Annotated in this window: 14 protein-coding genes; 11 read left to right on the top strand and 3 right to left on the bottom strand. The window is 32.5% G+C overall.

Annotation, left to right across the window (positions count from 1 at the left end; genetic code table 11):
- Window positions 1–597: 597 nt before the first annotated feature.
- From H527_RS0104395 to H527_RS0104435, 9 genes are all read left to right on the top strand, one after another.
- Entirely contained in the window at window positions 598–1,767 is a 1,170-nt protein-coding gene (locus H527_RS0104395; RefSeq protein WP_027411578.1) for an aminotransferase class V-fold PLP-dependent enzyme, read from the top strand.
- Window positions 1,768–1,832: 65 nt separating this feature from the next.
- Window positions 1,833–2,618: a hypothetical protein gene (locus H527_RS0104400; protein WP_027411579.1), complete on the top strand. Its 786-nt coding sequence runs from the start codon at window positions 1,833–1,835 to the stop codon at window positions 2,616–2,618.
- Between the two features lie 275 nt (window positions 2,619–2,893).
- Entirely contained in the window at window positions 2,894–6,253 is a 3,360-nt protein-coding gene (gene mfd / locus H527_RS0104405; RefSeq protein ID WP_027411580.1) for a transcription-repair coupling factor, read from the top strand.
- A 636-nt stretch (window positions 6,254–6,889) separates the two neighbouring features.
- Window positions 6,890–7,558: a hypothetical protein gene (locus H527_RS0104410; protein WP_027411581.1), complete on the top strand. Its 669-nt coding sequence runs from the start codon at window positions 6,890–6,892 to the stop codon at window positions 7,556–7,558.
- Between the two features lie 294 nt (window positions 7,559–7,852).
- A complete protein-coding gene (locus H527_RS0104415; protein ID WP_027411582.1) occupies window positions 7,853–8,776 on the top strand; it encodes a hypothetical protein in 924 nt (307 codons plus the stop codon).
- On the top strand, window positions 8,776–9,744 hold the full coding sequence (locus H527_RS0104420; RefSeq protein ID WP_027411583.1) for a toxin-antitoxin system YwqK family antitoxin: 969 nt from the start codon (window positions 8,776–8,778) through the stop codon (window positions 9,742–9,744). Before H527_RS0104415 ends, H527_RS0104420 begins: the two co-directional genes overlap by 1 nt.
- A gap of 151 nt (window positions 9,745–9,895) precedes the next feature.
- Window positions 9,896–10,858: a toxin-antitoxin system YwqK family antitoxin gene (locus H527_RS0104425; protein WP_027411584.1), complete on the top strand. Its 963-nt coding sequence runs from the start codon at window positions 9,896–9,898 to the stop codon at window positions 10,856–10,858.
- Between the two features lie 151 nt (window positions 10,859–11,009).
- The gene (locus H527_RS0104430; protein WP_027411585.1) at window positions 11,010–11,969 is read left to right on the top strand and encodes a toxin-antitoxin system YwqK family antitoxin; all 960 of its coding nucleotides are present in this window, start codon (window positions 11,010–11,012) and stop codon (window positions 11,967–11,969) included.
- A gap of 27 nt (window positions 11,970–11,996) precedes the next feature.
- The gene (locus tag H527_RS0104435) at window positions 11,997–12,557 is read left to right on the top strand and encodes a hypothetical protein (RefSeq protein WP_027411586.1); all 561 of its coding nucleotides are present in this window, start codon (window positions 11,997–11,999) and stop codon (window positions 12,555–12,557) included.
- A 360-nt stretch (window positions 12,558–12,917) separates the two neighbouring features.
- Here the strand turns inward: H527_RS0104435 and H527_RS0104440 are convergent, their stop codons facing one another.
- Complete coding sequence (locus tag H527_RS0104440; protein ID WP_027411587.1) at window positions 12,918–13,883, bottom strand: hypothetical protein; 966 nt, start codon at window positions 13,881–13,883, stop codon at window positions 12,918–12,920.
- Window positions 13,884–14,274: 391 nt separating this feature from the next.
- Between H527_RS0104440 and H527_RS0104445 the strand changes: the two genes are divergently transcribed.
- Window positions 14,275–15,117, top strand: coding sequence for a helix-turn-helix domain-containing protein (locus H527_RS0104445; RefSeq protein ID WP_035087390.1), 843 nt, complete (start codon window positions 14,275–14,277; stop codon window positions 15,115–15,117).
- A 186-nt stretch (window positions 15,118–15,303) separates the two neighbouring features.
- Here the strand turns inward: H527_RS0104445 and H527_RS0104450 are convergent, their stop codons facing one another.
- Both H527_RS0104450 and H527_RS0104455 read right to left on the bottom strand, forming a co-directional pair.
- Window positions 15,304–15,663 (bottom strand): YraN family protein, encoded by a 360-nt coding sequence (locus tag H527_RS0104450; protein ID WP_027411589.1) that lies wholly within the window; start codon window positions 15,661–15,663, stop codon window positions 15,304–15,306.
- A gap of 2 nt (window positions 15,664–15,665) precedes the next feature.
- Window positions 15,666–16,562 carry a S66 peptidase family protein gene (locus H527_RS0104455; RefSeq protein ID WP_027411590.1) on the bottom strand — a complete coding sequence of 299 codons (897 nt, stop codon included), beginning with the start codon at window positions 16,560–16,562 and terminating at the stop codon, window positions 15,666–15,668.
- 107 nt (window positions 16,563–16,669) lie between these two features.
- Here H527_RS0104455 and H527_RS0104460 point away from each other — a divergent pair, with 107 nt between their 5' ends.
- Window positions 16,670–18,166 (top strand): DUF1800 domain-containing protein, encoded by a 1,497-nt coding sequence (locus H527_RS0104460; RefSeq protein WP_081414549.1) that lies wholly within the window; start codon window positions 16,670–16,672, stop codon window positions 18,164–18,166.
- The last annotated feature ends 1 nt before the right edge of the window (window position 18,167 follow it).

Genomic DNA, 18,167 nt, shown 5'->3' on the forward strand with positions numbered 1-18,167 from the left:
TCCCATACCTATGCATGGGAAGATTTTAAGAATCACAAAAAAATCAGCTTACGCGTGAACGTAAAGGGGGTAACCTTATCTAATAGCATCCAAATTTTATCTTGACATAGTCCTACCCTGGTCAGGAATAAAAAATGGATTTTTTTTGAGGGTGTCTAAAAAATAATAACTGTTGTTTGACTGATGATTTATACTATTTTTAAACATCTTCATATACATATATGTTTTATCTAATGATTTTGTTACCCTTTTGACACTGCAATATTAATACATGTTAGTTTCATTTTCCGACACCGAATAAAAAAAACATGTTTTTTTAATAAAATTTCTTTTACATATCTTAATTAAGAAATTTTTAACCTGTAAAAAAACCTACTCACCCCTCTGAATATATACATTTATAAAAAATCTATTTAAAATAAAAACGGAGGCAAGCCTCAAAAGAATTAAACTCCACAATGTGGATTAAAAAAATCAAAATCAAAAAAATCTGATAACAAATGGGGTATCCTGATAAAAAATATTTGAATATTGATATTTCTGAAGCTTAAAACAGTACTATTTTTAAATTCGATTTAACATAAAAATGCTAAGCACATGACAAAAAAAATATACATACAACAACAAAAACACCTATTTGATCTTTCTGAAGGCAGTACCTATTTAAACGGAGCTTACATGTCTCCGCAGTTAAAATCCGTAACCAACGTTGGATTAAAAACTGTTGCTCAAAAGGGTCAACCTTATAAAATCACCCCTGAAGATTTTTTTACTCAAAAAGAAATACTAAAACAACGTTTTGCAACTTTGGTAGATGCGCCCGATTATAAAAACATGGCAATCATACCCTCAGCATCCTATGGCGTTGCAAACGCTGCCAACAACATCCCTTTTCAAAAAGGAGAAGAGATTATATTAGTCGACGAGCAGTTTCCTAGCAATGTATATGCATGGCAAGAAGTAGCTAAAAAACACAAAGTTTCTATAACCGTTATAAAACCGCCAAAAGATTTTAAGGATCGTGGAGCAAAATGGAATCAAAACATCTTAAACGCAATCTCTAAAAAAACAGCAGTAGTAGCAATGTGTAATGTACACTGGGCAGATGGTACTTTATTTGACCTAAAAGCTATACGAGCAAAAACCAAAACTATGAATAGCTATTTGGTTATTGATGGTACGCAAAGCGTGGGTGCTTTACCGTTTTCTATTAAAGAAATAGAACCAGACGCATTAATTTGTGGAGGATATAAATGGATGATGGGCCCCTACTCTATAGGTATGGCATATTACAGTGATGCTTTTAATAACGGCACTCCTATAGAACATAACTGGATGAATCGCTATAATAGCGAAGATTTTACTGGATTAACCAAATACGAAGATCGTTTTCAGGAAAAAGCTGCACGATACTCTGTGGGAGAATCCAGTAATTTTATATTAACCCCTATGCTCATTAAAGCAATAGAACAATTGATAGAATGGACCCCTGCAGCGATACAACAATACTGCAAAACTATATCTGCAAAGGCAGTACAAGAGCTTAAAGATCTAGGATGTTTTATCGAAGAAGATAATTTTAGAGCACACCACCTTTTTGGCGTATACTTGCCCGAAAACATAAACTTAGAAAATCTAAAAACAAGATTACAACAAGAAAATATTTTTGTCTCTTTTCGAGGAAAAGCCATGCGGGTTTCTCCTAATGTATATAATTCTGAAGAAGATTTTAACCAATTGCTTAGAGTATTGATACAAAACAATTAAGGTTTGTTGCATTTGGAGCACTCTTTTTTTGTCAATTCTTCTATTTTGCATAAAAATCATGTGTGATGAATAAAAAATTAACCATAGTAAACTTATTATCCGTGCTACTGGTGATAGTAATAAATTACGTATCCCAAGCACGTTATTTTAACGATATTACCATAGGTGAAGTTAGCAGACAATACAATACCCTATTTACTCCTGCAGGCTATGCATTTTCGATATGGGGAATTATCTTTTTAAGTCTTTTTGCCTATGTGATTTTTCAGATACGGCGAGTTTTCTTTAGTAAAAAAGATAGTGACTTTGTTACTAAAACCGGGTACTGGTTTTTTATAGCCAATTTGTTAAACTCCTTGTGGGTACTTGCTTTTACTTATGATTATACGGGATTATCAGTCCTACTAATGATCGGGATTTTGTTTTCTTTAATCCAAATAATTTTAAAAACAAATATGGAACGATGGGATGCCCCAATCTCCATAATTGCATTTGTTTGGTGGCCAATTTGCCTGTACTCTGGTTGGATTTCTGTAGCAACTATAGCTAATATAGCTACGTATCTTGTAAAAATAAACTGGTCTGGTTTTGGTATTTCTTCAGAAACATGGGCCATTGTCTTAATCATTGCCGCAATAGGTATTAATATAAGCATACTTATAAAAAGAAACATGAGAGAATTTGTTTTGGTAGGCATCTGGGCACTAGTAGCAATTTATATTCGCCATAAAGACACCTATCAATCTATTGCAATTACCGCTCTGGCGGGAAGTATACTTTTAATTCTACTCACTACAATACATGCATATAAGAATAAAGATACAAACCCTTTTAAGAAACTTAATCAATAACCTCGGAGCAGGCTTATGAGGTATGTTTCCGAAAATATATTTTGTTTTCGAGGCAAGCCTCCTTTAGAATTAAACTCCACAATGTGGATTAAAAAAGATAAAAAGTTAATTATCAAAAAAAAATCGTTTTATGCCAGTGGCACTTTGAATTTACTGTAGAAGAAAATGGACTATTTTTTTATTACAGTAAATTCAAAGTGTAAATGGTGTTAATCCCATTTTAAGAATTATGTATAAAATATAAAGAGTAGTATATTTGCTTCAAAATCTGCTACGTGAGTGCATCTATAATCTCGCAAACTTTTATACAGTCTCTACCACTACAGAAACTGCAAAAAGCTATTGCCCAGCCCGAAACAAAAATACATCTGCAAGGAAGTATTGGCTCGTCACTATCCTTTGTTATTGAAAACAGTTTTAAACAAGCCGAAAAGCCCTTTCTCTGTATTTTTAATGACAAAGAAGAAGCCGCTTATCATCTTAATGATCTAGAGCAGTTACTTGGCGATAAAAATGTACTTTTTTACCCTGGCAGTTATCGCCGACCATACCAAATCGAAGAAACCGATAATGCCAATGTGCTTTTAAGAGCCGAGGTACTAAACCGAATCAATTCCAGAAAAAAGCCAGCACTAATTATTACCTATCCAGATGCTTTGTTTGAAAAGGTAGTAACCCGAAAAGAGTTAGAAAAAAACACTCTAAAAATTAATCTCAACGACACTCTTTCTCTGGATTTTGTAAATGAAGTATTATTTGAATACCGATTTAAAAGAGTAGATTTTGTAACCGAACCAGGAGAGTTTTCGGTTCGTGGTGGAATTGTAGATGTTTTTTCTTTTAGTAATGACGAACCCTACCGAATCGAATTTTTTGGTAACGAAGTAGACAGTATTAGAACTTTTGATGTAGAAACACAACTATCTACCGACCAGATCAAAAAAATATCTATTATCCCTAATGTTGAAAACAAAGCGATACAAGAAACCCGAGAAAGCTTTTTAAAATATATATCCCCAGACACTATCATCCTTGCTAAGGACATGGATTTGATTTCGGCAAGAATTGATAAAAATTTCGAAAAAGCGCAAGAAGCTTTTCAAACACTATCCAAAGATATAAAACATGCTACTCCTGCAGAACTTTTTGCTACTTCGCAAGATTTAAATAAACAGTTATTGGGTTTCACTTTAATAGAAATAAGCAATCACCCTTTAACCAAAGCAGATTATGCTATAAAATTTGACATAAAACCACAGCCTTCTTTTAATAAACAATTTGATTTATTAATTCAAAATCTAAATGAAAATCAAGAAGCTGGTTATAAAAATTATATCTTTTGTGTAAGCGAGCAACAGGCAAAACGTTTTCATGATATTTTTGATGATGCCGATCTGGATGTAAAACAATATGAAACAGTAGTGTTTTCTGCTTTTCAAGGATTTACAGACCATGATCTTAAAATAGCTTGTTATACCGACCATCAAATATTCGAACGATATCACAAGTTTCATCTTAAAAACGGGTACGCCAAAAAACAAGCGATTACTTTAAAAGAACTTACCAATCTAGAGGTAGGAGATTATGTAACGCATATCGATCATGGTATTGGTAAATTTGGAGGATTACAAAAAATCGATGTAGATGGTAAAAAACAAGAAGCTATAAAACTAATTTATGGAGAAAGGGATGTACTGTATCTAAGCATTCATTCGCTTCATAAAATTACCAAATACAATGGCAAAGACGGCAAACCCCCACAGGTATACAAACTAGGCTCTAAAGCTTGGAAAACTCTTAAAGAAAAAACAAAATCCAGAGTTAAACATATTGCCTTTAACCTTATACAATTATACGCAAAGCGAAGGTTACAAAAAGGATTTCAGTACCATCCCGATAGTTATATGCAACACGAGCTAGAAGCCTCGTTTATATACGAAGATACTCCAGATCAAAGCACTGCAACAGAAGCTGTAAAAGCAGATATGGAGAGTGAACGCCCAATGGATAGACTTATCTGCGGGGATGTTGGATTTGGTAAAACCGAAGTAGCTATTCGTGCCGCATTTAAAGCAGTAGATAATGGCAAACAAGTAGCTATTTTGGTTCCTACTACCATTCTTGCATTTCAGCATGCAAAAACATTTAGAGAGCGGCTTAAGGATTTTCCGGTAACGGTAGATTATTTAAATCGTTTTCGCTCTGCAAAACAAAAAAAAGAAACTCTCGAAGGTCTGGCTGCAGGAAAAGTAGACATTATTATAGGCACCCACCAATTGGTAAACAAAAATGTACAATTTAAAGATCTTGGGCTACTGATTATAGATGAAGAACAAAAATTTGGAGTATCGGTAAAAGATAAACTAAAAACTATAAAAGAAAATGTAGATACCTTAACTCTAACAGCAACGCCTATACCAAGAACATTACAGTTTAGTTTAATGGCTGCCCGGGATTTATCTACCATTACCACTCCCCCACCCAATCGATATCCTATCGAAACCAATGTAATACGATTTAATGAAGAAACCATTCGGGATGCCGTAAGTTACGAGATACAGCGTGGCGGACAGGTATTTTTTATTCATAATAGAATTGAAAACATCAAAGAGGTAGCAGGTATGGTACAACGATTAGTGCCCGATGCAAAAATAGGTATTGGTCACGGGCAAATGGAAGGCAAAAAACTAGAAAGCCTTATGCTTTCCTTTATGAATGGAGAGTTTGATGTTCTGGTTTCTACTACCATTATCGAAAGTGGATTAGATGTACCTAATGCCAATACTATTTTTATTAATAATGCAAACAATTTTGGGGTGTCTGATCTGCATCAAATGCGAGGACGTGTAGGTCGTAGCAACAAAAAAGCTTTTTGTTACTTTATCACTCCGCCTTATTCTGCAATGACCGAAGATGCCAGAAAACGTATTACCGCATTAGAGCAATTCTCTGATCTGGGCAGCGGTTTAAATATTGCTATGAAAGATCTCGAAATTAGAGGAGCAGGAGATTTATTGGGGGGAGAACAAAGCGGGTTTATTAACGAAATTGGTTTTGAAACCTATCAAAAAATATTATCCGAAGCTATCGAAGAGCTTAAAGAAAATGAATTTGCAGAATTATATAAAGACGATAAAAAAGAAAAAGTATACTTAAAAGATACGCAAATCGACACCGATTTCGAATTGCTTTTCCCCGATGATTATATCAATAATATAACCGAAAGATTAAATCTGTATACCGAACTTAATTCCATCAAAAAAGAAGAAGAACTACAAGCATATCAAAAGCGATTAGTAGACCGTTTTGGAGAATTGCCAGATCCTGCTGCAGATTTATTAAACTCGGTTAGAATAAAATGGATTGCCACTTCTATCGGGTTAGAAAAAGTAATCCTAAAACAAAATAAGCTAATCGGCTATTTTATTAGTGACCAACAGTCTGGTTTTTACCAAAGCCCTACGTTTAGCAAAGTACTACAATTTGTACAGCAAAATCCAGCAGTTTGTAAAATGAAGGAAAAAAATACACGAAACGGTTTGCGATTATTACTAACTTTTGAAAATATTGCATCCATAGATAAAGCATTGCATGTATTGCAACCTTTTGCTGCGAAGGCAGAGAACGGAAGTTAGAAGTTAGAGGTCGGGAGACGAAACCTGGGAGTCGGGTGTTTGAGTTCTCTTGTCTCATCGAGCGATGCCCTGAGGTTCTCGAAGGGTTAGCGTAAAAAAATTGCACTTCGGCAAGCTCAGCAGGTGCTATCGAGGTGCTTTTGAGTCAGAAGCCCGAGGACAGAGGTCAGAAGCCTGAAGTTGATGTATATCCCTTCCAGAATCATCCACAATAACTTTGGATACTCCACTAGAACCCCAGAATCATCCACAGTAACTTTGGATACTCCACTAGAACCCCAGAATCATCCACAATAACTTTTGATACTCCACTAGAACCCCAGAATCATCCACAGTAACTTTTGATACTCCACTAGAGCCCCAGAATCATCCACAGTAACTTTTGATGATCCACTAGAACCCCAGAATCATCCACAGTAACTTTTGATGTTCCACTAGAGATCCAGAATCATCCACAATAACTTTGGATCTTCCATAGCAAGTTTTAATACTCTGTAAAAAAAAATTAACTACTACAACAATATTTTATCTTTAATACAGTTATACCCTCTCAAAAGGCATAGAACACCATAATATCCTACCTATTCGTTCTGCAATCCTTGTATACAAAGTATTCATTTTTAAAAACTATCATTTATGATGCAACGAAAGTATGGAATAAGCGATGCTATTCTACTAGAAACAGCAGATACCATTATTGGATATCTAGAAAATGACATTAACCAATTTACCACCTTTGATCCAGCAGAATTTCCTACTACTTTTATCAACACAGTAAAACAAAAAGTAACCGATGCCTTTATAGAAGGTGGGGACACTTTTAGCAAAACACAGCTAAAGGTACAGACAGGTATGGTAAACAAAGAGATGGATAATTGCAAAACCTATATGGAAGACCTAAAATACTGGGTAAAAAAATCCTTTATAGACCACCCTGCAATACAACAACAGTTTGGAGTTAATCGTTTTGGAGAAATTTTTGGTTCGCAACCAAGGCTTATTCAATTTATGGAAAGCCTATCGCATACCATCCATACCCATCGTGCAGAATTGGTAGCTACGGGTACTCCTGTCACTTTACTGGATCAGGCAGAACCCTTATCCACAGCTTTGCGAGATGCCAACACAACACAAGAAAACCTAAAAGGAAACCGTACCATTACCACAGAGTCCAGAATTATACACCTTAACAGTTTGTATGATCTATTAAGAAAAATAGAAGATGCTGCAGGGCTTATCTATAGAAACGAAGAAGCAAAAAAAAACCTGTATAGAATATCTGTAAACCAAAACTCTTCTGTATAAAAAAAACACAGAAAAATCAATACCCTTGGAGCAAGATAACGAGGTATGCTTTTGAAAATATATTTTGTTTTCGAGGCTAGCCTCGGAGGATTAAAATCCAAATCCCCTGTTCTATCTTTATACGCAGGGGATTTACCATTGTATCCCTGCACTACACTATGTTGTAATAAATAACTTTGTATGGTTATAAAAATCAGATATATTTGTAAGGCACTCTTATCGCAAACATACTCCATACGTTCTTCATATAACTGCAACCAACAAATCCAAAAAAACTTTAAAACCTAAAACAAGATGACTACCAGTATGTCTAATGAAATTAAAAACAAGATTCAAAAATCTTTACAGGAAATTGCAAATCCTATTATGAATGATCCCGATTGCGATAACATGGAAGAGGCAGTAGCAAAATCCATAAACAATCGTATGCGCATACTATCTAACAGCCTTATCTTTAATAGTAGTTATAACAGCGATACAGAGATCAAAGGCGCATCCTATCGCCATGTGAGTAACAGTGGAGGCGTAATTAAAGGAGAGATTGTTATAGAGCACAAACAAAAACAGAACATTTTTAAATATGGTGGTCCTGGCTACCCAGGTACCGAGAATGGGCAACTTTGCGAATATCCAAAAGGCTCCAGAAAATTTTATAAATGGAACAGTACTTTTTGCAAATGGGAGGATCTATACAAAGATACTAAAAGGACTACCACCCAAGGGCAAAGCTGGCATAATAAACTAACCAACAATGCAGCTTTTGAGCCTTGGTGGGGTAATAATCCAGGGATGGATGGTATAAAAAGTGATAGAAAACGAAACGGAGCAGACGATATGTGGGGCGACCCGGGAGTACAAAAATTTGGCGGCCCTTTTAGGCAGTATTCTAAAAATGTTATGGAATCTGTTTACGCCATTGTATACGATTTTAAATCCATGCTTGACCATTATATAAAAATTGACGATTCTTTTAGGGGGGAAGAGAAAAGAAGTTCCAAACAAGAAGTAGTAAAAGAAATTAATATAAAAGAGATTGAGGACACTACTACACATAGATTGGATGTGAACTTTTATAAAGGAGATTCTAACCAACATTTTAGCGGGTTTAACAAAGACATAAAAGGCTATAAAAAAGCGCAAAAAGACTCGGCATATCATGTAAACCGATCTAATACCTCTGTAAAAATAGAAGTAAAACTAACCAAGAAATACCACTAATGCCTAAAAAAATATTATACCTATTTATAACAGTGTTACTAATAGGGTGTAAAGAAAAACTTACTAAAGTCGTGACATATTATGACAATGGTAATATAAAATACATATACTATATTGATAAGGATTCTATTAGACAAGGAAAAGAAATAGCTTATTTTCCTAGTGAAAAAATTTCCTTTGTATCAAAGTATACTGATGGAAAAAATTTAGACACTATATATTATTATAATGATGACGAATCAAATGGGCTAAAAATCAAAAAGCTATTATTCGAAAATGGTTCTACCTATTATGAAGATTTTCATAAAAATGGTTTGCTAAAAAAGAAAGGCTTTTTAAATAAAAATAATCAACGTTTTGGCTTTTGGAAAAATTATGATAAAGATGGTAACCATTATTTTACCAAAGAGTATAAAATCATTGATGATATAGAATACACCAACCAGATGTGGATTACCTTACCCATAGGCGATACCTTAACAGAAGGGGTAAGTATACAATACCATTTTGACAAAAACAAACTACAACTAACAGATTCTATCTATGCATTTTTTCAAACCGACGTATCTTCTTTTGTTTTAGAAGATCAAGAAAAAACCACGGTTAGCGTTGTTTTACCAAAGGACTATACCCAAGCAAATTTTGTTCCCGATTTTTCTAACCGAGCAAAAGATCCAGACGAAAAACAGGGTATCCCTGTTATAGAGGTACAAAGTTTAAAAGAACATCCCAATCCCATGGCAGTATTACAAAAACCTATCGATACCACAGACTATAAAAAAACAGTGGCATTTTATTGGAAACCCAAGCGGATAGGAAAAGATACCATACGAGGGTATTTTAAAGACAAACTTACTCTTGTAGATGAAAGTAAACCTATACAATTAGACAAAGATCAAGATAGTATCATAACATCATACACTAAAAAAATATACTTTGAGTTTGCTGTGGAGGTTACTAAAGACTAAACTTTTACAAAGGAGTTTCTAACCAACATTTTAGCGGGTTTAACAAAGACATTGTGAGCTATAAAAAAGCGCAAAAAGATTCTGCCTATCATGTAAACCGATCTAACACCTCTGTAAAAATAGAAGTAAAACTAACCAAGAAATACCACTAATGCTTAAAAAAATATTATATCTATTTATACTAATCGTATTAATTGGTTGTAAAGAAAAACTTACTAAAGTTGTAACATATCATGATAATGGTAAAATAAAGGAAGTTCACCATATTAATAAGGGTTCCGTAAAACAAGGAGAAGTAATTTTTTATTATCCATCAGGAAGAGTCTCTTATTCTACTGTGTACACAGATGGAAAACTTAAAGATACTATCTATTATTATCATGATAATGATAAGAAAGAACTCGAAATTAAAAAATTTTTCTTAAATGATCACTTAATCTATTATGAAGATTATCATCATAAAGGTGTAACGAAACGAACTGGCACACTAAATATTGATAACCAAAAAGTTGGTGTTTGGAAAAACTATGATAAAGATGGTAACCACCATTTTACCAAAGAGTATAAGATCATTGATGGTATAGAATACACCAACCAGATGTGGGTGACACTGCCTACAGGCGATACCTTAACCGAAGGGGTAAGTATACAATACCATTTTGATAAAAACAAACTACAACTAACAGATTCTATCTATGCATTTTTTCAAACCGAAGATTCTGCTTTTAATGAAGAAGATAAGGAAAAGACTAAAGTTAGCGTTGTTTTACCAAAGGACTATACCCAAGCAAATTTTGTTCCCGATTTTTCTAACCGAGCAAAAGATCCGGACGAAAAAGAGGGTATCCATGCTATAGAGATACAAAGTTTAAAAGAACACCCCAACCCTAAGACCGTATTACAAAATCCTATCGATACCACAGACTATAAAAAAACAGTGGCATTTTACTGGAAACCCAAACGAACAGGAAAAGATACCATACGGGGCTATTTTAAAGAAGAATTTTCTTATTATGACCCTAATGATGAAGAAAACAAAAATATGGATAGAATACTTACCGTACTAGATAAAAAAATATACTTTGAGTTTGCTGTGGAGGTTACTAAAGACTAAACTTTTACAAAGGAAATTCTAACCAACATGTTAGTGGATTTAATAAAGATGTTGTGGGCTATAAACAGGCACAAAAAGATTCTGCATACCATGTTAATCGTAGTAATAGTTCTGTACGTATAGAAGTAAAACTAACCAAAAAATACCACTAATGCCTAAAACATTATTATATCTATTTGTACTAATCATATTACTAGGTTGTAAAGACAAGCTTACTAAAGTTGTAAAATATTACGATAACGGTAGTATAAAAGAAACCTATTATATAGATAAGGATTCGATAGAAAATGGAGAAAAAATATCATATTTCCCTTCAGGAAGAGTTTATTATAAAACATATCTTACTAAGGGAAACTATAAAGACACAGTATATTATTATCGAAATGACGATAAAAATGATATCAAATTCAAAAAGTTTTTTTTAAATAATGATTTTACTTATTACGAAGATTTCTATACTAATGGTAATATGGGTCAAAAAGGAGTTTTAAATGATAATGACCAAAGAATCGGTCTATGGAAAAACTATGATAAAGATGGTAACCACCATTTTACCAAAGAGTATAAAATCATTGATGGTAAAGAGCATGTAAATCAAATGTGGGTGACACTGCCTACAGGCGATACCTTAACCGAAGGGGTAAGCATACAATACCATTTTGATAAAAACAAATTACAGCTAACAGATTCTATCTATGCATTTTTTCAAACCGAGGATTCTGCTTTTAATGAAGAAGATAAGGAAAAAACCACGGTTAGCGTTGTTTTACCAAAGGACTATACCCAAGCAAATTTTGTTCCCGATTTTTCTAACCGAGCAAAAGATCCGGGCGAAAAACAGGGTATCCCTGTTATAGAGGTACAAAGTTTAAAAGAACATCCCAATCCTAAGATCGTATTACAAAAACCTATCGATACCACAGACTATAAAAAAACAGTGGCATTTTATTGGAAACCCAAACGAACAGGAAAAGATACCATACGGGGGTATTTTAAAGAAGAGTTTTCTTATTATGACCCTAATGATGAAGAAAATAAAAATATGGATAGAATACTTACCGTACTAGATAAAAAAATATACTTTGAGTTCCCTGTGGAGATAATGCAGTAGCATTTTAATTTAATAATATTACTAAAAATGAAAAAAATTATTATAGGTACAGGTTTTTACCTTCATCAAAAAATTATTTTGATTTTACTATTTATCGCATTTTTAATCCCAACAATCATATCTTTTTTAAGTGCTATACTATTGATTTTGGGATTATTTATTCAAAAAGGATCTATTTTGATTAAATGGTATCACGGATTACTCTTGTTTTCTATATTTCTTTTTCTCAGTAGTATCTTTTTTTACAAATTAACAGCAAAAAAAGGGATCTATATCAAGGATCATAAACTATATCAGGCTAAATTTATTTTTGGAAAACTGATTCGCAAAAAAAACGTGGATTTAACAAATAAAACCGATGTAAGTAAACTCACATTTAAAGGAAGGTATAAGTTTGCATGGGTAAGCATAGCTACACCAGATGCATCACAAACCATACAGCGTTTTGAAATACACATTTTTAACGAAAGGCATACAGATAAATTTTGCCTTATAGAAACTTTTAAGGAAGATATAGCAGAAAAAATCATTAAACTATTACAAGAAGAATTGAAATTAAATTACCAATCCTACAATCCAAGATTTTAATTTTTTTTTAACATTACCCTTTGTACATCACAAAAAATCTATGATTTTAGATAAATGATTGACAATTAAAAAACTACAGGTGTATTTGTTGTTGTTTTGTCATTCTAGCCCTTCAACAAGTTCAGGATAAACTAAAAGCTGAAATCCATTTTGCCATAGAGTTATCAATGAGTGGATTCCGTTCTGTAACGGAATGACAAATCAGCTCATCTCTATATCGCATAAATTTTTGTCATGTAATAAGAAAACAAATACTACAACTTCAAAAAATACAGAATCGGGTAATTTTCAACATATAAAAAAAAGAGGCTGAATTCTTTATTTTTAAGTTAGAATCCAGCCTTTTAAAAAATATAACGACTACTTCAATTTACTTATTTTGGAGCTAATTTTTTTAAAATCCTTAGGCTTTATATTAACAGACATGGTGGTGTGCTCTTGATAAACTAAATCTCCAGTTCTTCCGTTTACAATATTTATAATTTTATTATGATTTATCTGATTCCACATTAAATAATAAAAATCTTTATCTTCATTAAAGATTTTTTCTTGTAGTGTTTCGCTTTCTACTACTTCATATTTAAAAGAATAATCTTGCATTAAATTTTCTATTCTGGGGCTCTTTTTTTCTAATCCAAAAAAGCCATCGTACCCATATAACAGATTAGAATCTATATACAACGTATGATTTTTAAGATTCTTTAGCTCAGGAAATGCATAGTCATAATAGATATCAATAGGCTTTTCATTCTTCAAATTTTTATTTAATAATTGTAGATAATTCTTTAAATATCCCAATCTAAAATTGATAAAATTACCTTTAATTTTACCTGCTCTACCAGGAAACCCTATCTGTTGTCGAATTTTGACACTCGGTGTAAAGTAAATTGAACCCACTCTTGATATACTCCAAACATTTTTTTTCTTTTTCTTTTTTATTTTATCAATAACGCCAAAATCTATTGAGGAATAACTAAACGATCTTCTCATCCCTGATTTGGTAGTTATCTCAACCTCCAAAATCTCGAATCGAGCCAAAGCATTATCAATTTCTAAATCATCTCCCGTAAAATCATCTTCATAAACTACTTTATAAGGAGTTATATCCCAAACTTTACTAAGAATATTTTCATAAGATGATTTAGGAAAAAAATCAGGCAGAACAAATGTAGTTTGGGTGTTTGTAAACCTTTTTAAATCTTTGATGTTTAATTTCTTAAATCTATTTTTATGATGTGAGAAATCCCCAATTCTTACCTGAGAAATCCCAAATATTGGAGCAAAAATAATGAAGAAAATAATTACGATTTTTGATTTGTAGTTCATTTTATGATACTATTTTAATTTCAGTTATTAGAAAACTTAAAACAAAAATCTGGAAAATACATTTATTAAAAGTGTGAAAACAAAGATTTCTGTAATGATTCCTTTATTAAGAGGATACTTTGTTTTTATTTCCAATACTGATGTATTGCTTTTTATTACCACTATTCCGCATTTTGATATTTTTTCTTTTCACAGATCAAAAAACAAACATTACAGCTTAATATTAAAATTATTACTTTAGACCTCACAGATTTTCAATACTTGTGAGGTTCTAAAACCCCTTTATTTTATAGGTTTGTCGGGTAAATGTCGGGGGAAATACAAACCGAAAAATTTGAAAACTATTCTCTGAAAACTAATATTGCTGAAGAAAATGAAAATTAATCCCATTATGAAACAGCCAGAATTAGGTCAGAAAATTTCTGAACTTAGAAAATCCAAAGGACTAACACAAGAAGAGTTGGTAGAACAATGTAATATTAGTGTTCGAACCATACAACGCATCGAAGCAGGCGAAGTAACCCCAAGAAGTTATACTATAAAAACCATTTTATCGGCTCTGGATTATGATCTTGAAAAAATTAAATCTGAAGATTCTTTGGTTACCAAAGAGTTTAAAAAGTTACTTTTGTTAGATATCGATGATAGTAAAGAAATTAGTTTTTTAATACGACAACTATCTATTGCGTGGATTAGCGGAATTGTATATTTTATTTTAGGGTTTGCAGAGTTTGCCGTAGACTACTTTAGATACTATGAAGATGAAATGATAGCTAACACTGCTATCTACATTATTTTAAAATTAGCGGTTCTTACTTCGATTATTTTATTTATAAGAGGGTTTATCTTAACGGGAAAAATTTTCAAAAACTATTTATTACGTATTACAGCATTCCTTTTTATTTTTATTTGTGTAGTATTTTATATCTACGATATTTTATCCCTTTTTATAAACAACTTTAACTACCAATTTGTTCTTGGAGCAGAGGCGGTAACATACGGTGTAATAGGAATCTTATTTGGTATATCGGTATTGCGACTACAAAAAGGGTTAGGAGGGGTTGCAACTACAACTGGTATTTTTGAAATTATTACCTACAGCTGTATGGTTACTATATTTCTGGCAGTAGTTGGGTTAGTTCTTCTTACTCCTACTATTTTGCTAGAGATTATTTTACTCTATAAAGTCTTTACATTATTAAAAGCGAAACGACAGGAAATTAGCACAGATTAATATATAATACGATTTACGGATGAGAATTGCGTATAAATAATTGCAAAGGTTTTTCGCTAGATTGATGAATCAAATTAAAGAATAGTCATAGCTATTGTTTCATTTTATGAAGAAAATATAGTAGAAAAAGAATGCGATTATATGCGAGATTTTTATTCGTAAATCGTATAATACCTCAATCAAAACTTAAAAATGATAAAAAGCATCCTCCAAATGTTCAATCCTAGTTCCTGATTTATTTTTTATAATGGCAATGATATCAAAACGCACTTCTACATCCAAATCCTTATCTACAACATAATTATTAATAGCTTTTACCAAAGATTGAATTTGTTTGGGTTTTACAAAATCCTGAGGATTTCCAAATTCTGGTGTGCTTCTGGTTTTAACCTCTACTGCTACTACAATCGCATCTTTTTGAGCAATTATATCTATTTCGGACTTTAAATAACGATAATTCTTTTCTAGAATGTCATATCCTTTGTCTACTAAAAAATCTATAGCTAGTTTTTCTCCTTTTTTACCAAGTACATTATGTTCTGCCATAGTTATATATACTCTAAAACCACTTCCGTTTTATCTATTTGCAAAGACACTTCTGCACCAAGCATCAATGCTCTATTATCTTCCAAATGCCCCATAGGAAAATTAAACGCTACAGGAAAGTCATATTCTTTTACAATATCCAAAATAATTCTTTTATATTTTTTACCAAACGGAATATTATTATCATGCATCTTGGTCATTCCTCCTACAATCAATCCTGATAATTTATCAAAATACCCATTACGTTTCAAATTTTGTAGCATCCGATCTATATGATAAAGATATTCATCCAGGTCTTCTATACATAAAATTTTACCCGAAGTATCTATCGAAGAAGCAGAACCACACAAAGAATATAGTATAGATAAATTGCCCCCTACTAATTGCCCTTTGCATTTACCTTGGATATTTTTTTTAGAAGAAGGCACACTATATTTCATTTTTTTGCCAAACAAAGTTTTTTTTAATGAATTAATGGATGGAATAGTACTTTTATGTATATCTATTGGCATAGGAGCATGTATAGTAGCTATTCCAAAATTATGAATATGAGAATGTAAGACCGTAATATCAGAATACCCAATAATCCATTTAGGGGTTTTTATAAATGTAGAAAAATCGACTTTATCTATAATTCTAACAGTACCATACCCTCCTCTGGCACACCAAATAGCTTTAATCTCTTTATCTTCCAACATCTTTTGAAAATCATATGCTCGTTCCTGATCAGATCCAGCAAATTGATTATTTTCTTTACCTATTGTTGAACCTATAACTGGTTCTAAACCCCAAGATTTAAGAATATGAATAGCATCGTTTATCTCTTTAAAATCAACCTTTCTGGCAGTAGAAACAATAGCAATTTTATCTTCTTTTTTAACAAAATCAGGAGTAGCCATATTTTAAATTTTAAATTTTCAGACACGAATTAACAAAGACTTTCGTTATAATCTATTATATTGTACACAATTTTGTCCCTTCTACTCTATTTTAAACTTAATTGCCTATGATGATGTCAGATACTTCTTGTAATCTAGCTTCCTTAACAGAATATGTTCCATCTCCAGAAAATCCATGGAATGTAAGTAAGATAAATCACTTATATCGTAGGATTGCTTTTGGAGCATCTAAAACCGAGGTATTAGCTGCGTTAGCTCAAAACAATCCATCTGCCTTAGTTGATCAACTTATAGATGATGCTCTTGCATTAAACATTACACCGCCTCCCTCTTGGGGGCTCTGGAACAGAGATCAGTTCGATAATGCTCCTTTAGAGACCTTTGAGTATCGACAAGAAGGTAAAAAGCAAATGATAACAGATTTATTACAAAATAAAGTAAGAGAACGTCTTACTTTATTCTGGAGTAATCACTTTGTGACCGAAGATAACACCTATCAAAGCCCCGCATATCAATCTCAATATTACAACCTTTTACAAATACATGCTCTAGGTAATTTTAGAGATTTTGTATACGATATTGGTATATGCAATGCAATGTTAGTGTACCTTAACGGTGATGAAAACATAAAAGACAGACCTAATGAAAATTATGCGAGAGAACTGTATGAATTATTTACTCTTGGTGTAGACAATAGCTATACAGAAAGTGATATACAAGAAACCGCAAAAGCTCTAACAGGATATGTAAACACAAATAATATATCTTGGGGAGATATTGTTTTTGATCCAAGCAAATTTAGTAATGATTCTAAAAATATTTTTGGGCAAGTTGGAAATTGGACGTATGATGATGTAATCAATATTTTATTTCTACAAAGAGAAACACAGGTTGCTACTTTTATTTGTGCAAAGTTATATAGGTATTTTGTAAGTCCAACTTGTAATGATACTATCGTTGCAGAAATGGTACAAACTTTTATAGCTAATAATTATAATATTGCTACCGTACTTCGACAACTTTTTAAAAGTGAACATTTTTTTAATATAGAAGCCATAGGTACAATCATTAAAAGTCCTTGTGATTTAAACATTAGTTTTTTTAATGAAATTGGGTTTGCCCTACCTGCAGATGTTGATCTTATGGATTTTTATAGAAACACCGTACGAATTTTAGGGCAAGATGTATTAAGCCCTATTGATGTTGAAGGTTGGCAAGGAGACGAAGATTGGATCAGTCCCGACTTACTAATTGGGCGCTGGGAGAGTATTCGCTATATTCTTTCCAAAGCTTGGAGCCACAATCAAGATCAATTTAAAGATTTTTTGATAGGAATGCCTATTGGTGAGCCAGGGGATGGAAATTTAGTCGTTACTACAGACGATGTTACCCTTGTAGTAAAAACTATTCTTTTATATTTTTTCCCAAGAGGAATAACAGATCCCGTTATTTTCGCAGAAGCTTTAGGAGTATTTAAAATTGATGGTATACCCGAAAATTATTTTGAAGACGGAACATGGACACTAGGATATCCAGAAATACCACAACAATTTGCTGCTTTACTAAATTACATTGCAGAAATCCCTGAATTCCAACTTAAATAAA

It is taken from the genome of Aquimarina muelleri DSM 19832 (genome assembly GCF_000430665.1).
Lineage (GTDB): Bacteria > Bacteroidota > Bacteroidia > Flavobacteriales > Flavobacteriaceae > Aquimarina > Aquimarina muelleri.